This window comes from Pseudomonas sp. HLT2-19-2, from assembly GCF_054898005.1.
The window spans coordinates 1618159-1635342 of record NZ_CM142712.1; the positions used below are offsets into that span (position 1 = coordinate 1618159).

10 protein-coding genes are annotated in these 17184 nt (G+C 58.5%); 7 read left to right on the forward strand and 3 right to left on the reverse strand.

The features are described 5' to 3' along the window. Positions 1-7: 7 nt before the first annotated feature. Positions 8-1531 carry a fumarate hydratase gene (locus ACYZTU_RS07420; RefSeq protein ID WP_461969105.1) on the reverse strand — a complete coding sequence of 508 codons (1524 nt, stop codon included), beginning with the start codon at positions 1529-1531 and terminating at the stop codon, positions 8-10. A gap of 344 nt (positions 1532-1875) precedes the next feature. Between ACYZTU_RS07420 and ACYZTU_RS07425 the strand changes: the two genes are divergently transcribed. From ACYZTU_RS07425 to ACYZTU_RS07435, 3 genes are read left to right on the forward strand one after another with little or no spacing between them, the layout of a single operon-like run. Beyond that, positions 1876-2982 (forward strand): GGDEF domain-containing protein, encoded by a 1107-nt coding sequence (locus tag ACYZTU_RS07425; protein WP_461969107.1) that lies wholly within the window; start codon positions 1876-1878, stop codon positions 2980-2982. After that, entirely contained in the window at positions 2975-3910 is a 936-nt protein-coding gene (locus ACYZTU_RS07430) for an iron-sulfur-binding ferredoxin reductase (protein WP_461969109.1), read from the forward strand. The genes ACYZTU_RS07425 and ACYZTU_RS07430 overlap by 8 nt, the downstream gene beginning before the upstream one ends. A gap of 27 nt (positions 3911-3937) precedes the next feature. Beyond that, on the forward strand, positions 3938-4687 hold the full coding sequence (locus ACYZTU_RS07435; protein ID WP_461969111.1) for an enoyl-CoA hydratase-related protein: 750 nt from the start codon (positions 3938-3940) through the stop codon (positions 4685-4687). Between the two features lie 89 nt (positions 4688-4776). On the opposite strand, the gene pyk is transcribed toward ACYZTU_RS07435, so the two are convergent. Further along, a complete protein-coding gene (pyk, locus tag ACYZTU_RS07440) occupies positions 4777-6228 on the reverse strand; it encodes a pyruvate kinase (protein ID WP_461969113.1) in 1452 nt (483 codons plus the stop codon). A gap of 157 nt (positions 6229-6385) precedes the next feature. Here pyk and ACYZTU_RS07445 point away from each other — a divergent pair, with 157 nt between their 5' ends. Beyond that, positions 6386-6769 (forward strand): tetratricopeptide repeat protein, encoded by a 384-nt coding sequence (locus tag ACYZTU_RS07445; protein WP_461969115.1) that lies wholly within the window; start codon positions 6386-6388, stop codon positions 6767-6769. 264 nt (positions 6770-7033) lie between these two features. Then, positions 7034-7393, forward strand: coding sequence for a PilZ domain-containing protein (locus ACYZTU_RS07450; RefSeq protein WP_461969117.1), 360 nt, complete (start codon positions 7034-7036; stop codon positions 7391-7393). Positions 7394-7478: 85 nt separating this feature from the next. Here ACYZTU_RS07450 and ACYZTU_RS07455 read toward each other — a convergent pair whose 3' ends face one another. Further along, a complete protein-coding gene (locus ACYZTU_RS07455; RefSeq protein ID WP_461969118.1) occupies positions 7479-7760 on the reverse strand; it encodes a DUF6124 family protein in 282 nt (93 codons plus the stop codon). A 459-nt stretch (positions 7761-8219) separates the two neighbouring features. Between ACYZTU_RS07455 and ACYZTU_RS07460 the strand changes: the two genes are divergently transcribed. Together ACYZTU_RS07460 and ACYZTU_RS07465 are read left to right on the forward strand one after the other, a co-directional pair. Next, a complete protein-coding gene (locus ACYZTU_RS07460; protein ID WP_461969120.1) occupies positions 8220-12278 on the forward strand; it encodes an Ig-like domain-containing protein in 4059 nt (1352 codons plus the stop codon). Positions 12279-12494: 216 nt separating this feature from the next. Further along, on the forward strand, positions 12495-17177 hold the full coding sequence (locus ACYZTU_RS07465; RefSeq protein ID WP_461969122.1) for a Tc toxin subunit A: 4683 nt from the start codon (positions 12495-12497) through the stop codon (positions 17175-17177). The last annotated feature ends 7 nt before the right edge of the window (positions 17178-17184 follow it).

The following is a 17184-nucleotide window of genomic DNA, read 5'->3' on the forward strand; positions in this document are numbered from 1 at the left end:
GTCGTGCTTACTGCACTTCCACCGCCAGGCTTTCACTGATCTTTTTCTGCCAGATGGCAGGACCGGTGATGTGGACCGACTCGCCCTTGCTGTCGACCGCAACAGTGACAGGCATGTCTTTCACGTCGAACTCGTAGATCGCTTCCATGCCCAGTTCGGCGAACGCCACCACGCGGGATTTCTTGATGGCTTGCGCCACCAGATAAGCCGCGCCGCCAACGGCCATCAGGTAAACAGCTTTGTGGTCCTTGATCGCTTCGATCGCGGTAGGGCCGCGCTCGGATTTGCCGATCATGCCCAGCAAGCCGGTTTGCTCGAGGATCTGACGAGTGAACTTGTCCATCCGCGTGGCCGTGGTCGGGCCAGCCGGGCCAACCACTTCTTCGCGCACCGGATCAACCGGGCCGACGTAGTAAATGAAGCGACCTTTCAGGTCCACCGGCAGGGTTTCACCCTTGTTCAGCATCTCGACCATGCGCTTGTGCGCAGCATCGCGACCGGTGAGCATCTTGCCGTTCAGCAGGACGGTTTCGCCCGGCTTCCAGCTCTGCACGTCTTCCGGGGTCAGGGTGTCGAGGTTGACGCGACGAGCCGACGGGCCGGCTTCCCAGACGATTTCCGGGTAGGCGTCCAGCGGTGGCGCTTCCAGGGATGCCGGGCCGGAACCGTCGAGCACGAAGTGCGCGTGACGGGTGGCGGCGCAGTTCGGGATCATGCACACCGGCAACGAAGCGGCGTGAGTCGGGTAATCCATGATCTTCACGTCGAGCACGGTGGTCAGACCGCCCAGGCCCTGGGCGCCGATGCCCAGTTGGTTGACCTTCTCGAACAGCTCCAGGCGCATCTCTTCGATACGGTTGGACGGGCCGCGCTTTTTCAGCTCGTGGATGTCGATGGATTCCATCAACACTTCCTTGGCCATGACGGCGGCTTTCTCGGCGGTGCCGCCGATGCCGATGCCGAGCATGCCCGGTGGGCACCAACCGGCGCCCATGGTCGGAACGGTCTTGAGCACCCAGTCGACGATCGAGTCGGATGGGTTGAGCATGGCCATTTTCGACTTGTTCTCGGAACCGCCGCCCTTGGCCGCCACGTCCACTTCCACGGTGTTACCCGGAACGATGGAGTAGTGGATCACGGCCGGGGTGTTGTCCTTGGTGTTTCTACGAGCGCCCGCCGGGTCGGCGAGGATCGAGGCACGCAAGACGTTTTCCGGCAGGTTGTAAGCCCGGCGCACGCCTTCGTTGATCATGTCGTCCAGGCCCATGGTGGCGCCATCCCAACGTACGTCCATGCCCACGCGTACGAACACGGTGACGATGCCGGTGTCCTGGCAAATCGGGCGGTGGCCGGTGGCGCACATGCGCGAGTTGATCAGGATCTGCGCCATCGAATCGCGAGCTGCCGGCGATTCTTCACGCAGGTAGGCCTCGTGCATCGCCTGGATGAAGTCCACGGGGTGGTAATAGGAAATGAACTGCAGGGCGTCGGCAACGCTCTGAATCAGGTCGTCTTGCTTGATCACGGTCATGAGTCGCGCTCCTCTAAAAGACGGGAACATTCAATAAGGTGCTTGCAGCTTGGGTGCATCGGTCGGTTGCAAGCACCTTTCAAGGCACGCCGGAGCTGCTGGCGCGACGCTAAAAAGGCGCGGCAGTATACCGCGCCTCGGTGGCGGGTACACCCGCCGACAGTCAATCGTTGGTCGCATAGGGTTAGGGGGAGGGGAAATGGCTCACTCGCGGAGTCATGCCATTGACGCCAGTTTTCCGCTCTGAAAATTGAATGGTCATTTATCAGGCACGCTACTACAGTGGCATTCGGTCTGTAGAGTAGGACACTCAAGCAGCCTTCTTTCGCACGGTGAGTCAACGATTGACCCATAACGCCATCCAGCGCTTGTTACTTAAACGCTTTGCCCTCGCAGCCGGCACCTACACCCTGGCTTTATTGCTGCTGTGGCTGGCGTTTTTCACGGGCCATTACGATCAACCCCTGGCCAACGTGGCCATCGGCAGTGCGCTGGTGGTGATCAGCCAGGCAGCGTTGTACGCGCTGTTTTACAGCGGTTGCAACCTGCGTTTTTCCGACCCCAGCCTGACCGAAGTGCAGGTGTTGCTGGGGCTGGGTTGGCAAACCTGGCTGATCGCCCATCTGGATGAAGCACGCGGCGCGTTCCTGGTGTTCTACGTGCTGATTCTGCTGTTCGGGTTGTTTCATCTTTCGCGCCTGGCCTTTCTACGGTGCGCGCTGTTGGTGTTCGTCAGTTTCAGCGCCGTCACGCTGTGGGAGGGCTACCAATTCCAGTTGCCCGACCCGGCGTTGGCCGCGTTGCAGGTGTTCGTGCTGCTCATCGTGTTGGTCTGGCTGGAGCTTTATGCCCGTTACGTCCAGGCCTCCCGTCAACGCATGCGTCAACGCCGATTTGCCTTGCAGGCGCATCAGGACACCCTGCGCGGGATGATGCGCCAGCTCGAAGACCTGGTGGCCACCGACGAACTGACCGGGCTATTCAATCGCCGACATTTCCTGCGCCTGGCCTCCCGTGAACTGAACGCCATGGACGCCGATGTCGTGCATGGCCTGGCGTTGATCGACCTCGACCATTTCAAACGGATCAACGATGTACACGGTCATGCCGCCGGCGATCAAGTGCTGCAGGCCTTTGCCGCCGTGGCCAGCGCTTGCTTGCGTGAGGGTGATGTTCTGGCCCGTTACGGCGGCGAAGAATTTGTCGTGCTGTTGCCCGATTGCAACGCCGAACGCCTGACCTCATGTTGCGAGCGGTTGCGCATTGCGTTCACGGATGTCGAACTGGTCGGCCTCAACGTCAGCCATCTGAGTTTGTCGGCGGGCATGACGTTGCTGGAGTTGGGCGACGATCTCGACGATGCCTTGCAGCGCGCCGATCAGGCGCTCTATCGCGCCAAACGTGACGGTCGCAATCGTTGCGCGGCGGCGTGGGAGAACGTCGATGCCTGAGTTACGGGTCGGCGAACGCCAATGGTCGGTGGCGGCGGGCAGCAATTTGCTCGACGCCTTGAATCAGAACGGCGTGTCTGTGCCCTACAGCTGTCGCGCAGGCAGTTGCCATGCCTGTCTGGTGCAATGTGTACAAGGGCTGCCGAGTGACAGCCGACCCGATGCCCTGAGCGCAGACCAACGTCAGCAAGGCTGGCGCCTGGCGTGCCAGTGCCAGGTGATCGAGGACTTGCAGGTGCACACTTTCGATCCGCAACAGGACGGCCGCCCGGCCGAGGTGGCGGCTGTCGATTGGTTGAGCACCAGCGTATTGCGTTTGCGTCTGACCCCTCAGAGTCCTTTGCGCTACAGCGCCGGGCAGCATCTGGTGTTGTGGGCGGGCAACGTGGCGCGCCCGTATTCGTTGGCCAGCCTGCCGGATGAAGACCGTTTTCTGGAGTTCCATCTTGAGTGTCGCCAGTCGGGGGAATTCAGCGATGCTGCCCGTCAATTCAAGATCGGCGACTCGATCCGTCTAGGCGAGTTGCGCGGCGGGGCATTGCATTACGACCTGGACTGGAACGCCCGACCCCTGTGGTTGCTGGCCGCCGGTACCGGCTTGGGCCCGTTGTTCGGCGTCTTGCGTGAAGCGCTGCGTCAGGATCACCAAGGCGCCATCCGTGTTATTCATCTGGCCCACGATGCCGATGAGCATTATCTGGCCAAACCCCTGCAAGCCATGGCTGCCAGCCGCCCGAACCTGAGCATCGAGCTTTGGACGGCGGCCGAGTTGCCAGAGGCTTTGGCGCAACTGCGGCTTGTTTCCCGGCAAACCCTGGCCTTACTCTGCGGGGCCCCTGACAGCGTCGACGCCTTTGCCCGGCGCCTGTACCTGGCGGGACTGCCGCGCAACCAACTGCTGGCGGACGTCTTTGTTCTCCGTGGTTGAGCGCTGATTTTCGATGCGAGACCCTCCATGACCGATGCAATCCAATTTGAACGCGAACGCGGCCTGCTGACCCTGCGGCTCAACCGCCCCGACAAGAAAAACGCCCTGACCCGCGCCATGTACAGCCACTTGGCCGAAGCGCTGAAACAGGCCGATACCGATCCTGAAATCAATGCAGTGCTGATCACGGGCAGCAGCGAATGCTTCACCGCCGGCAACGATATTGCTGACTTCCTGCAACAACCACCGAGCAACCTCGACAGCCCGGTGTTCCAGTTCATGCTCACCTTGCTCGAATGCCGTAAACCGGTGATCGCCGCCGTGGCCGGCGCCGCGGTGGGAATAGGCACGACGATGTTGCTGCATTGTGATCTGGTGTATGTCAGTCGCGATGCGCGCCTTCGCATGCCTTTCGTCAATCTTGGATTGTGCCCTGAGTTCGGTTCCAGCCTGATCCTGCCGCGTTTGCTCGGACATGCCAAAGCCGCAGAGTTGTTGCTGCTGGGCGAAGGCTTCAGTGGCGAGCAGGCTGCGCAGTGGGGGATTGCGACTGAAGCGTTGGGCAGTGGCGAAGCGGCGCTGGCCAAGGCGCGGGAGATGGCATTGCGTTTCGAATCGCTGCCGCCGGAGGCGGTGCGCATCAGCAAGCAATTGATGAAAGCCCCAGACCGCGAGCAGCTGCGCAAGGCAATAGAAGAAGAGGGCGCGCTGTTCACCCAACGGCTGCGCTCGCCGGAAGCGATTGCGGCGTTGTCGGGGTTTATCAACAAACACTAGCCGATCGTTCCCACGCAGAGCGTGGGAACGATCACCAAAAAGCCCCGCCATTCACATGGCGGGGCTTTCGTTTTTCAGCGCATTGTCACTCAGACCATCGGGTCGCCAACGTGCAGGATTTTCATCCCGTTGGTGCCGCCGATGGTGTGGTAGCTGTCGCCCTTGGTCAGGATGACCCAGTCGCCTTTCTCCACAACGCCCAATTTAAGCAACTCGTCGATCGCGGCCTGGCTGACTTGCTCAGGCGGCAGCGATGCCGGGTCGAACGGTACGGTGTAGACGCCACGGAACATGGCCGCGCGGGCCTGGGTTTCGCGGTGCGGGGAGAACGCGTAGATCGGGATGGAAGAGCGGATGCGCGACATGATCAACGGCGTGTAGCCACTTTCGGTCAAGGCGATGATCGCTTTAACGCCCGGGAAGTGGTTGGCGGTGTACATGGCCGCCAGCGCGATGCTCTGGTCGCAGCTTTCGAAGACCTTGCCGATGCGGTGGCTGGAGGTCTTGCTGGTCGGGTGCTTTTCAGCGCCGATGCAAATGCGCGCCATGGCTTGCACCGCTTCCAGTGGGTACAAACCGGCAGCACTTTCAGCCGAGAGCATCACGGCGTCGGTGTAGTCGAGCACGGCGTTGGCCACGTCGGACACTTCAGCACGGGTCGGCATCGGGTTCTGGATCATCGACTCCATCATCTGGGTCGCGACGATCACAGCCTTGTTGTGGCGGCGTGCGTGCAGAATGATTTTCTTCTGAATGCCCACCAGCTCGGCGTCGCCGATTTCCACACCCAGGTCACCACGAGCCACCATGACGGCGTCGGATGCATTGATCAGCGCGTCGAGGGTTTCGTCGTCGGCCACGGCTTCGGCGCGTTCGATCTTCGCCACCAGCCAGGCAGTACCGCCGGCTTCGTCGCGCAGTTGACGGGCGTATTCCATGTCGGCGGCGTCACGCGGGAAGGACACGGCGAGGTAATCGACTTCCATCTCGGCAGCGAGCTTGATGTCGGCCTTGTCTTTTTCAGTCAGGGCCGGTGCGGTCAGGCCGCCACCGCGACGGTTGATGCCTTTATGGTCGGACAACGGACCGCCGATCAGCACGGTGCAATTCAGCTCGGTGGCATTGGCGGTATCAACGCGCATGACCACGCGGCCGTCGTCGAGCAGCAGCTCGTCGCCTACGCCGCAGTCCTTGACCAGGTCCGGGTAGTCGATACCGACGACGGTCTGGGTGCCTTCGGTCAGAGGATGGCTGGTGGAGAAGGTGAATTGATCACCAATCTTCAGCTCGATCTTCTTGTTGGCGAATTTGGCGATACGGATTTTCGGGCCTTGCAGGTCACCCAGCAGGGCGACGAAGCGGCCGTGCTTGGCAGCGAGTTCACGCACCAGCTTCGCGCGAGCCTTGTGCTCGTCGGGGGTGCCGTGGGAGAAATTCAGGCGGGCGACGTCCAGGCCAGCCAGAATCAGCTGTTCGAGAACTTCCGGCGAGTTACTGGCCGGGCCAAGGGTAGCGACGATTTTGGTGCGACGGACGGACATGCATAGACTCCTGAGTTCAAGCGCTGAGTGAGGCTACTATGGTCCGAAGTTGTAGTCATTGTTCGTTTGCACTACTTATTCGTTTATATCTTTAAACGAACAATCTTGAAGATTTTCGCCAACGGGTCGATACAGAGCTCAAGACAGGAGAACCCCCATGCGATTCGTGCTCATAGCCGCCCTTGCCATCAGTGCCCTCAGCGTCACGGGCTGCACCCGTTGGTCGATGAACCATCATTTGAATAACGCCTACAGCGCCTATGACCGTGGCAACTGCGAGCAAGTAACGCTCGAATTGTCAAAAGTCGAACGCGCCAGCCGCGCGCGGCCTTATGTGTGGCCGGAAGTGTCGATGATGCGCGGGCTGTGTCTGGAGCGTCAGAAACTGTTTGTCGATGCGGCTCAAACCTACCAGTTCATCATCGCCTCGTACCCGCAAAGTGAATACGCCTTCCGCGCCCGCGCCCGCCTGGAAACCTTGCAGTCGCTGGGCCACTATCCGCTGCGCAGTGCTGCGGTCGTGCGTGCGACCCGGTTCTGATTAACGGGGTCATTCAAAGGCTGGCTCACCGGCGGTGGTGAGCTATAGTCGAATAGATCGGTTTTAGAGCCTCGTCTCTAATCGACGTAACACCTGTGATCGGCAGGAGTAAGCGGCAGCGGTTTTGTGGACTGTCGCACCGGGATCGGGGAGAGCGCGCCTATGTCTATGCCTATCTATAAGAAATAGAAGCAGAAATAGCAGCAGGCCCGTTCCGAAGCATTAGTGCGGCCCTGCTTAAGGGCCTTGCTGGGCCAATTGCGCATGTTCACTGACCGCCGGATCGAGCGGCATCAATTGCCGTATTTTCTAAGAGTGTTCAACAGCATCACCGACAAACCCATCGGCTTTCTGGGCAACGTGTCCGAAGACGGGCTGATGCTGATCAGTCAGTTGCCGATGATGATCGGCGCCGATTTCGATTTGCGCCTGAAAATCCCCGCCAGCAACGGTTGTATACAGGTCATTGATCTTCAGGCCTGTTGTCTGTGGTGCCATGAAGACACAACCCCTCACCACTATGACGCCGGGTTCAGCCTGCAACGGGCACCGCCGGAGTATGGGCAATTGGTGGGTGCGCTGAAGCGGTACTTCAGTTTTCAGCCGTTGCCTGCTTCGGCCTGAAATTCTGCGGCGCCGTTGCAATCGCCATCGCGAGCTTGCTCGCGATAGCGTCAGTGCAGACAACAGAAACCAAATGGCTGAAACACTACGCCGTACCGATCGCCATCTCGTTCTCCAGCGTCTTCTCCACCAGCAACAACCCCAACTCACTCAACTGATAAATCGCCATCGCCAGGTGACGCGGTTTGTCGTCCAGGCTTTCGGCCAAATCCAGCAGCAGAATGCTGACCGACGAAAAGGTTTCGTAGGTCTGGATGGCAATGGCTTCGGGGTTGGCATCGGGGGCGACGGTGAACATGTTCATGGCACGAATTTGGGATGAACTGAGGTGGTCGATGTCGGGGGGATTTGGTGTTGGTTTGAACATGATTGTATTGCCTCTATTAGGGCTACCACCTATTCGCGACTAAACGAAAGGGTGGCGGCTGTACGCAGGTTAGTCGACCGGGAGGCATACGAATTACCGGCGCGCCCGTGGGCGCCCTGCGCACAGCCACCATCGAGTGCGGGGATAGGGAATACCCGACTTGATGACGCTTATGCACCTTCATATACCTACCGGGCGACTAAACCCGATCGCTGATTGGCAGCGATGCGGATCAAGTTACGGGGCAACGCCAAGGCGCACAAGCCGGCGGATTCTGGCGGATCTGTAGTCCGTTGCGCAAGGCGTTGTAGTCAGTGACAAACGTAGGAAAAGTCGCAGCGACCGTTCATCGGTACTGTCAGTTCTGTCAGGTAGTAGGGCGAGAGGGATTGGCATTGAATGGTTCAAGGAACCTTTCCGGGCCGCATCGCTTAAATCGTGGAAATAACGGAGCCAATCATGGGTACAAATGATGATGTCGAAAAATATCCGCGCAGTGACACTCTGGCAGAACCCTTCGCCACTGACGATGTTGAACAACAACCTGATGTCGGTGAACAGTCCGCTGATAAGTCTCTAGTTGTCGGTTCGGAACAAACAGAAAATGATCTGTATGTATTGAAAACAATTCGTGCGGAAAACGGTAGTTATTGGGCAGAGCTTGAGGTGGAGTATTCATGGAATACATCCGGGAATTCGTTTACTTGCAACGCGAAACGTTACAGGGCAGCGAGCAACGGAAGGTATGAGGGGAACGTACACCTGCAATTTACCTCGGCCGGCAATTGGGGCTATTCAGAACTGGCGAACAATGCAACCCAAGATGGTCAGTGGCACGACCTCCGAGGAGGCGGCTCTATCACAGGTAACTCCAACTATGCGTGGATAAACTTCAAATACCAATACGACAGAGATAATACGTCGGATCCCTGGATGGAGATGGGTGTTCAAGTGATTTATGCGGTACCTACTCCAACCATCAGTCCGATCAAAAATGTCTCCTCTCGAACATTCACGGTTACAGGAACGGGAGGCGTATACGGCGCCGGTACGATAACGCTTCACGGTGGCAGTTCTACGATAGGTACTGCTGTTATCCAGTCTAATGGCAACTGGTCTGCGCCAGCTACGGTTGCGACCAATACACCGGAATTTCTTGCCCGGCAGACAATAGCTGGAAAGTACTCCTCGACAAGCAACGTCAAGGTCTATGTCGTCGTTATTAATACACCCGCCAATAACGCTGTATTAGTTGAAGGTGAGAACTTTATTGGTATCGGTGCTCCCGGTAGCACCATAAAACCAATGCTGTCTGGTGTCGGGACTGCGCTGGCGCCACCAGCAGAAGTACAGGCGAATGGCACATGGCAAACCCCTTTTGATGTGTCGCGAAGCAGTGGGGATCTAGCGGTAGTCGCTTACTTCAGCTTTCCGGGTACTCCAGATGGTTACAGCACTGTGTTCAACTATAAAGTACTGGGCGCCCCGGCTATCACTTCACCTGCCGCCAATAGTACTCAGCCGGCCACCTTTACCCTCAGCGGCAACAATGGGTTGAGCGGAGCCGCGATTGAAGTTTATATCGATGTGACGTCAACCAAAGTCGGTAACGGCACCGTGGCGGCCAATGGCACCTGGACCGCCGCCGTTACATTGCCCTCGGCAGGGCCTGTAATGCTCGCAGTGCTGCAGAAGTTGTCGAACAAGACGTCCGTTCGCGGCGCGTCCCGTGCATTCAAGGGTGCACTGAGTGTACCTACGCTCTTGTCCCGGCCCAAGGGTGAAGGCGTTGAGCTGCATGGCGCGGGGTATACCGGCGCGCTAGTGGATGTGAATCGTAACGCAGGCGCCTTCTTGCTTAATGCTGATGTTGCCGCAGGTGTATGGAGCAAGGAAATCCCTCCAGAGACATTGCCTGGTAACTACTCCCTCACAGGGCGACAAAGTGTCCCCGACGGTAGCGGTCGGATGTATTCTGGCTGGAGCGCGGTTCTCGCTGTCAATCTGCCCACGCCCAAACCGACCGTGCAGACTCCCGTTGTGAACGGGCAGATCGTCACGCTCGGTGGGACAGCTAATCGGTGGGGCGATGCATTTGTCGATGTTGGCATCTTCAGAAATAACGGGGAATTCACTGTATTCCCTAAAAATGCCGTGTTGCCGAATAATAATTGGGGGAGCATTTCAAAAGATAAATTACCACCGGGCACCTATTCCGACTTGAAGGCTCGGCAAGGGGTGAACAGGCAGTGGTCTGCGAACACTGCGGTTCCCACTTTTATTGTGAGTTGTCCCCCTCCGCAATTTACCAAGCCTGCTATCGAAGGCGCTATCACCGGGCAACGTCCGCAAATCACAGGTACCGCCTGGGCAGCTTCCGCGATCAGTCTGAAAATCCCCGGAAAACCCGATGTGCCGCTGACGGCTGCGGGAGGCACCTTTACCCTGAGCGCCGTCGAAGACTGGGCTCCGCGCACGTATACGCTCGAAGCAACCGCGGCTTTCGGCGGCCAGACCTCTTCAGTTGCCAGTCGAACCTTTACGGTCAAAACGCCGATACCGACCTTTACCACATCACCTGGAGAAGAGGTCGATCTCGTTCCGATCATCAGGGGCAAAGGCTGGCCGGGGTGCTGGATCGTCGTTTATGCATCAGGCTCCAATCTACCGTTGGGTAGCGGGCCGGTGGGGGTGGACGGGAGCTTTGCCGTGATACTGACTGCGCAACCCACGGGTTTACTGACCCTTTATGCAAAACAGCAAGAGTCTGACGGCAGTAGCAACGTCTCCGACATGACGGCGACGCTTACGGTCAATGTGCAGATGGCGCCCCCCGTGATAAAGGTGCCGTCAGCCGGCGGCACAACGACAAGAACGTCTGATTTCTCTGGCAATGCCGTGAGCGGCGGCCTGGTCGACCTTTATATCAAGGGTCAAGCTAAACCGTTCAAGGAAGGTATCCAGGTCCACACAGGCGGTGACTGGCAGGCAAACGTGAACCTGGCCGCGGGCCCGGTCGAGCTAGAGGTCGTTGTCCGCTTCAACGGCTCCATCAGTACAAAACGTAACCACGCGTTCAGGGTGGTTCCAAATGTACCTGTAATCGACTCTCCCCGGCAGGATGAAGCGTTAGGCCGCACATTGTTCATTTCCGGGATTGGTTTCCCGGGAGACACAATATCCATTGACAGGCGCTACAGCTGGTATCCATTGGGAAATACCGACGTTAACGAGAACGGTACCTGGACGTTCAGTTCGACTCACAACATGGTGCCGGCGGACACTATCACTGCCATCGCTAACGCAGGTGTTGGTCTAGATTCCGCCTACTCACCTTTTTTAAAGAACTCATTGCTATTCAAGACCCTCCCGCAGATCACCGAACCTCGAGTGGGTGATTATGTCGGTCTCAAACCGTATTTTTCTGGCGTGGCCCAACCGAATGCCGACATCACCGTTTCGCAATGGTATGACGCGAGCAACGTAGTGGCGTCGACAACCGCCGATGAAAATGGGCAATGGTCGGTGACCAGCAGTCAAAATTTTCCTAACGGCCCGGCATGGGTGATCGTGCGGCAGACGGTACAGGGCCAGGCGTCGGAGTGGGGCCAAAGCGATTATTTTGTGGTGGAGCGCATGGGTAACGATTTTACGGCACCTGTCGTGGATTATCCGGTGGCAGGGGCGCAGGTCGGGAAAATGCCGATGTGGCAGGGCAGGGGCCTGCCGTGGGCAGAAGTGACTGTTTACCAATCTCACGAAGCAGATCTGTTGGATGTGCTGGGCACGACGTTCGCAGACCGATACGGAAACTGGAAAGTCAGCTCGACGAGGCAACTTCCGGTTGCGGCCAGTCTTTTCCCGTATTACGTGCGTCAACGTCGTGATCAGGCCTTTTCAGCGCGAGCGTACTCGAATTTCGAGGTCATCTCGATGACGGGTGGATTTGAAGCAGCGATCATCGAGCGCCCCATCGATGACGAAATGCAAATACTTGAACAACGCCCATTGTTCAGTGGCAAGGCTTGGAACGGGGCCGAAATTCAGATCTATAACTCTGATACCACCGAGGTTTACGCTTTAGCGAAAGCGGATGGACGAGGCTTTTGGTCAGTACGCCATGATTATGAACTGCCGGTGGTTGCGACCTCTTACGCGATCAAAGCCCGGCAGATCGTGGATGGCCTGTTTTCGCAGGTTTCAGAAATGAAACGCTTCAAGGTCGCCAATAAAGTCGAGATTCCCGTCGTCCTGGGCCAGGCTTCATGGGAAGTGGTCACGCCGCGGGCGGTGATCCATGGCACCGCATTGCCCGGCGCGCGGGTCAAGATCGTCCGGTTCGAAGACACCAATGCCATTTTGGGCGAAGGCATTTCAGACGCTCAAGGGCGCTGGTTGATCGTGACCGCCCCTCTGCCGTTTGGGAACGTCAAAGTGAAAGCTGGGGCATTCTGGGGCGATGTGAGTTCAGGTTGGTCGCCAACTTCATTTGATCTGGACGTGAGGGAAATCGGGTAACCCTACTCTGCTCACCCTAAGGCCCTCTCGCGAGGGCTTTTTTCTGTCCGTTGCTCATGATTTCAAACGGCCAATATTCAGACCGACGGTCATTAAACCTGTCAGATATGACAGTAGCGCCGTCCCTTCCGCAAGCGCTAAATCAACCTGACGATTGCATCGCCAGCCCGCTGACGGGGTTCGGCACTCTTTTTTGCCTGAAGGGAAAACACCGCAATGAATGCATCTTATAACCGTCCGGTTCACCAGTTAGTCAAGGCTGTACTGGGGGAGGATCGCATTGGCATGGCCCAGCCTTTCAACGATTTCATCGAGCAGAACCCCAGCGTGTTCGACTTGATAAAACTGGGGCCTGGCGGATTGCAGACCCTTGGCCTCAACCGGGAACAAGCCCGAAACCTGATCGCCCGGGGCAATGCCCTGGCGTTGTATATAGCCAGGGTGTTTCGCGAGCAGAGCTTGTGCGCTACGTCGCCCCAGGACGACGATGAACGAGCGATGGTGCCGTTGCCCACGTACATGGAGCAGTTCGACCCGTGTATCGACGCCGCCGCCCCACCGGGCAGCCCCGAGCACAGTGCGTCCACCACCGCGTATATGGTGGCACTTCGCGAGTGGGTACAAGACGAAATCGTACCGAAGGGTGTTTCATCACAGACCATCCCTCTGGGTGAGCGTCGCCCCGATGTGGACCAGTTGCTGATCGACGAGATGGCGGTGAATCGCGTGCAGTCGCGGCTGGAAATCGCCAACTCGGTGCTTGAAGCGCAAATCATGTCCCGGCAGCGAGCTGACTTCCCAAACGTCAAGGCGTACCTGCGCACCCTCCGTTTTCATAACGGCCTGCCCTATGACCATGATTGGGAGAGTATTTCCCATGTCGTCGACACGGCCCTGAAAGACGGGTCGTTGGGGGATGTCATTCGCCGGGTCGACCTGGACTACCCATATTTCAAGAACCCGGGCGCCCAGGGGGCTCGCGCCGAAGCTGCCTCGCAACTGGGCTGCGGGATCGGGCCGCTGCACTTGTCGTTGTTGCTCGAAGACCCGTACTTTGCGTTGGATGTCACGATGGCCGAGGCGCCGCTGCGAAGGGTGGATCCGCGTACCCGGTTGGTCGATCCGTATCCGCAAAAGTCCGCTGTCAACTTCTATCGGGACAATTTTGGCGGGTTGGCGGAATCCCTCCCAGCGCTGCGCGAGCTCTGGATTTTCAAGGATGCAACGCGCCTTGATCAACGCGGGGTCGAGTGCTTGCTGGGGCTTGGGGCCTTCACGCCCAAACTCTCCGCCAACGCTCCCCTCCTGGGTAACTCCGATGTGCCATACACGGGCGTAGCGGCAGGCGCCCGGTATGTCCATGGTGGGAAAGAACCTGCGATCAAACTGGTGAACGATGGCCCTGATGCGAAGTTCCAATTGCATCATGTGGGGGAGAGTTCTTCTTCGGGACTGGAACACCGCGTGGATCGCATCAATCGCAAGTGCCGCCTGGATCGCCTGTTGCAGTTGCCCAGCCATCAGGTCGATCAATTGCTGATGGCGGCGATGCATGCCGAGCATCGCGGCACCGGCAAACCGTCCATATGGATCAGGCCCAATACGCTGCGATGCCTTGGGCTATTCAAGGAGTTGAATACCGTTTACGACTGTCAGGCCGAAGAGTTCGCGGCGTTCATCGATGTGCTGTCGGTGTATGGCCAGGATGGACAACTGTCGCACTTTGATCGTGTGTATAACCAACAGGCGACGTTTAACGACCCCTTGCGCATCGATGATGTCGAGTTTGCAATCGTGCCGCGCACGGAAGCAGAGCAGCAGACGGTGCATCAGATTTGCAGTGCGCTGGAAATCAACTTCGAAACCTACCGCTACCTGGCCACAGTGATCGCCAAGGCGTTTGGCCTCAAGACCCACTTGAAGCGCAGCCTGGCGATTCTTTCCAGCTTCTGGCGTCTGGTGCGGCTGGGCAGATTGTTCGGACTTACCCCCATCGAATCGACGGCACTCCTGCAAACCCTGAGCGAGGGCGAGGGGCTGGTGGCGCAATTGGCGGGCGAGCCTGCGGTATCAAGTTTCGGTTCGGGGGACGGAGCGGATGCGTTGAGCGCCATCCGCGGGTTGATGACCTGTGTGACCTGGGCCCGCGACTACGACTTGCCGGTGCTGTGGTTGGTGCAAAACGTCAATCCGGTCTACGTGCCGACCGTTTGGTCCGAGGCCCAGGAGCAGCTTTTGCGGCAATTGCGCAGCCAGGTGCAACCGGTATTTGTGCAGGGGGCCACGCTGCGGGAGGAAGGCGCACCGTTACGGGACAGTAATGAGCAGCTCATCGAGTGGCTGACGCTGCTGAGCCCGCTGGTGGACGATAAAGGGCTGGTGATCGGGCGTCATGACGAAACCGAGGCGCAGTATCTGGCGCGTGCCAACGCAGAAATCGAGACGATTGCGCGGGCTGTGTTTTCGGCAGACCCGGACATCCCTAAACGTGAGCCATTACAAACACTCATCTGCACGATCGTGTTGCGCTGCCGGGACGAGCAGCGCGTGGTGGTGGAAGAAGGCATTTCTGTTTATCTGAAGCTGGATTCATTGCTGGCAGCGCAAGTGTTGTCGTGGTCCCAGGGGCATCCATATGACTTTTTGAAAGAGGCTATGTCTCTGCCCTCTGATACTTCACAGGTACGGCAGATGCTGGATCAGCCGAATGTGTTCCTGCAAATGCTCGCGGAGCTGGAGCGGCGCGGCCGGATTGCCGACAAGCTGGAGTTGAGTCCGTCAATGCTGCGTACCCTTCTGGCAGGCGAGCAGTACCAATGGTTCAGTCTCGAGAACCCTTACGCCATTTCACTGCGGGCGGTGTACTACTTGGCGTTCTACCGTCGACTGATTACGAGGGCACGCCAGCCTGAAGAAAAAATGCTCGACTACCTGCTTCAGGTCAACCAGTTACCCGACGACATGACGCCTGACGCGCTGCGCCTGATGCGTGATGCGGCGGCCGACAAACTGGCGACGTATTTCGGCTGCGGGATGCGGCATGTGCTCGAATGCGCCGAGCACATCAACCATGAAGTTGAAGGCCGCGACAGCCCGGCCCGACCCATTCTGAGCACTCTGGTGCACCTGGATTTGCTGGATCGCACACTGGAGCTGGCCCGAAACGGCATGGACGCCACCGCTGCGTTCAGCCTGGGTGCATTGTCCCCGCTGGATCTGGAACCGGTCTATGCATTAGCCGCGCAGAGCGCTCTGGAAAGCCTGGCCCGGTTCAACGCCATGACGACCCCCCAGGACTCGGCTGAAGTGGGGCAGAGTTTCACCACCCGCTGCATCGTGGACAACCCGACCCTGATTGCGAACCTGCCACAGGAAGTCGCGGAGTTCGAATGCACGTTGCTCGACTTTTACGGCGAGCCGCTCAAGGGTGTGGACATTCACTGGGCGACAGACCTGGGGGCCATGCTCACGCCTGTGACCCGCACCGACGATCAGGGGCGCGCCTGGGCCAGGCTGCAAGCGGGTGCGAGGATGGGCACCGCCCATGTGTCATTCAATTTGCCGCTGTACGAGCCGGTTTACGCGCCGTCGGTAGTGATCGATTGCGATGAAGCCACCCTCAAGTTCAATTCCGAGTTGAGCGGGTTGCCGCCTAGAGATCCGGTGCTGGCGGGGCGCCTGTGGGAACAAGAGATGTATGCCGTGCTGATCGACGATTACGGCAACCGGGGAGCCCACCGCAAGGTGGCGTGGTCTACGACCCTGGGTGAGATTCGTCCCAGCGAAACATTCACCGACAAGGATGGCCTGAGCCGTGTGTGGATCTCCAGTCTCAGCCCGGGCGACGCGCGAATTACGGTCGGTAACGTGGAGGGTAGTCACAGCGTCACCTTCAGTCGCCCCATCGTGTTTGCCGACAAGCCGCGGATTCTCGGTCTCCCTACTGTTGCCACGGTGGCGATGGTCGGTCAGACCCTGGTGGTGCGCTGTCAGGTCGTCGGGCTCGACGATGCGCCTGTTGAGGGCGAGAAGGTGATGTGGTGGACGAGCAAGGAAGGGACAAAAATCGAGAGAGTCAGCGACGCAGACGGATTCTCCGATTTTTCTGTGACCAACTCGCAGGCCGGCGATTTGACGATCTACGCACAGCTGGGTACTGATCCCGTTGTTGAGGCCAAGGTATGGGTGGCGAGTGACGCGGTGATCCAGAACTATTCGGAGGTCGTTCGTTTCCCGGTGGCCGGCGCGCCACGACCGACCTTGCTCTGGGTCGATGTGAAGGAATCGCGTGACGCGGGTGCGAAGCCGGTGGGCAATTATCCGGTGTCGTGGAAAATCGGTTCGCAGGAAATTGTGATTGCGACGGATGCGCAAGGTCGGTCGGTTTATCCATTCCAGTCAGACTCGCCAGGTAGTTTCCAGGCGATCGCGACGCTGGCACTTCATGAGTCTGTTACGCAGACGTTCGATTTGACCGTCGTTCGCGCCTTTGAATGGAAAGTCGAGCTGATCACTATCGATCCCGATCGCAATGAGCTCCGTGTGCCGATCACCCCTGGTACCGATGAACTCACCCTGTTGCGAAACGGCAAATACCGCCTTGAAATCTCGCCAGTCGATGCCGCGCAACTCCAGGGTAGTCAGGGTGCGCTGGGGTGGAGTTCCGATTATTCCACCCAGGCGCTGGGGATGGTGTTCACGCCGCCGCTGGCCACGCGCTTTGAATTCACCGCCCAGCCTTATCAGGTGAACATCCAGACCGGCGATGTGCGAAACGGGCGGTTCCAGTTGAGTGTGTTCTGCGACCGCTTGAACGAGGCATTGGTGATTGAGGGCAGCCTGGGCAAACGCCTGCCGGGAAAACGCGCCATTACTCGACGGTCATCGTCGACATCATGAATTGATC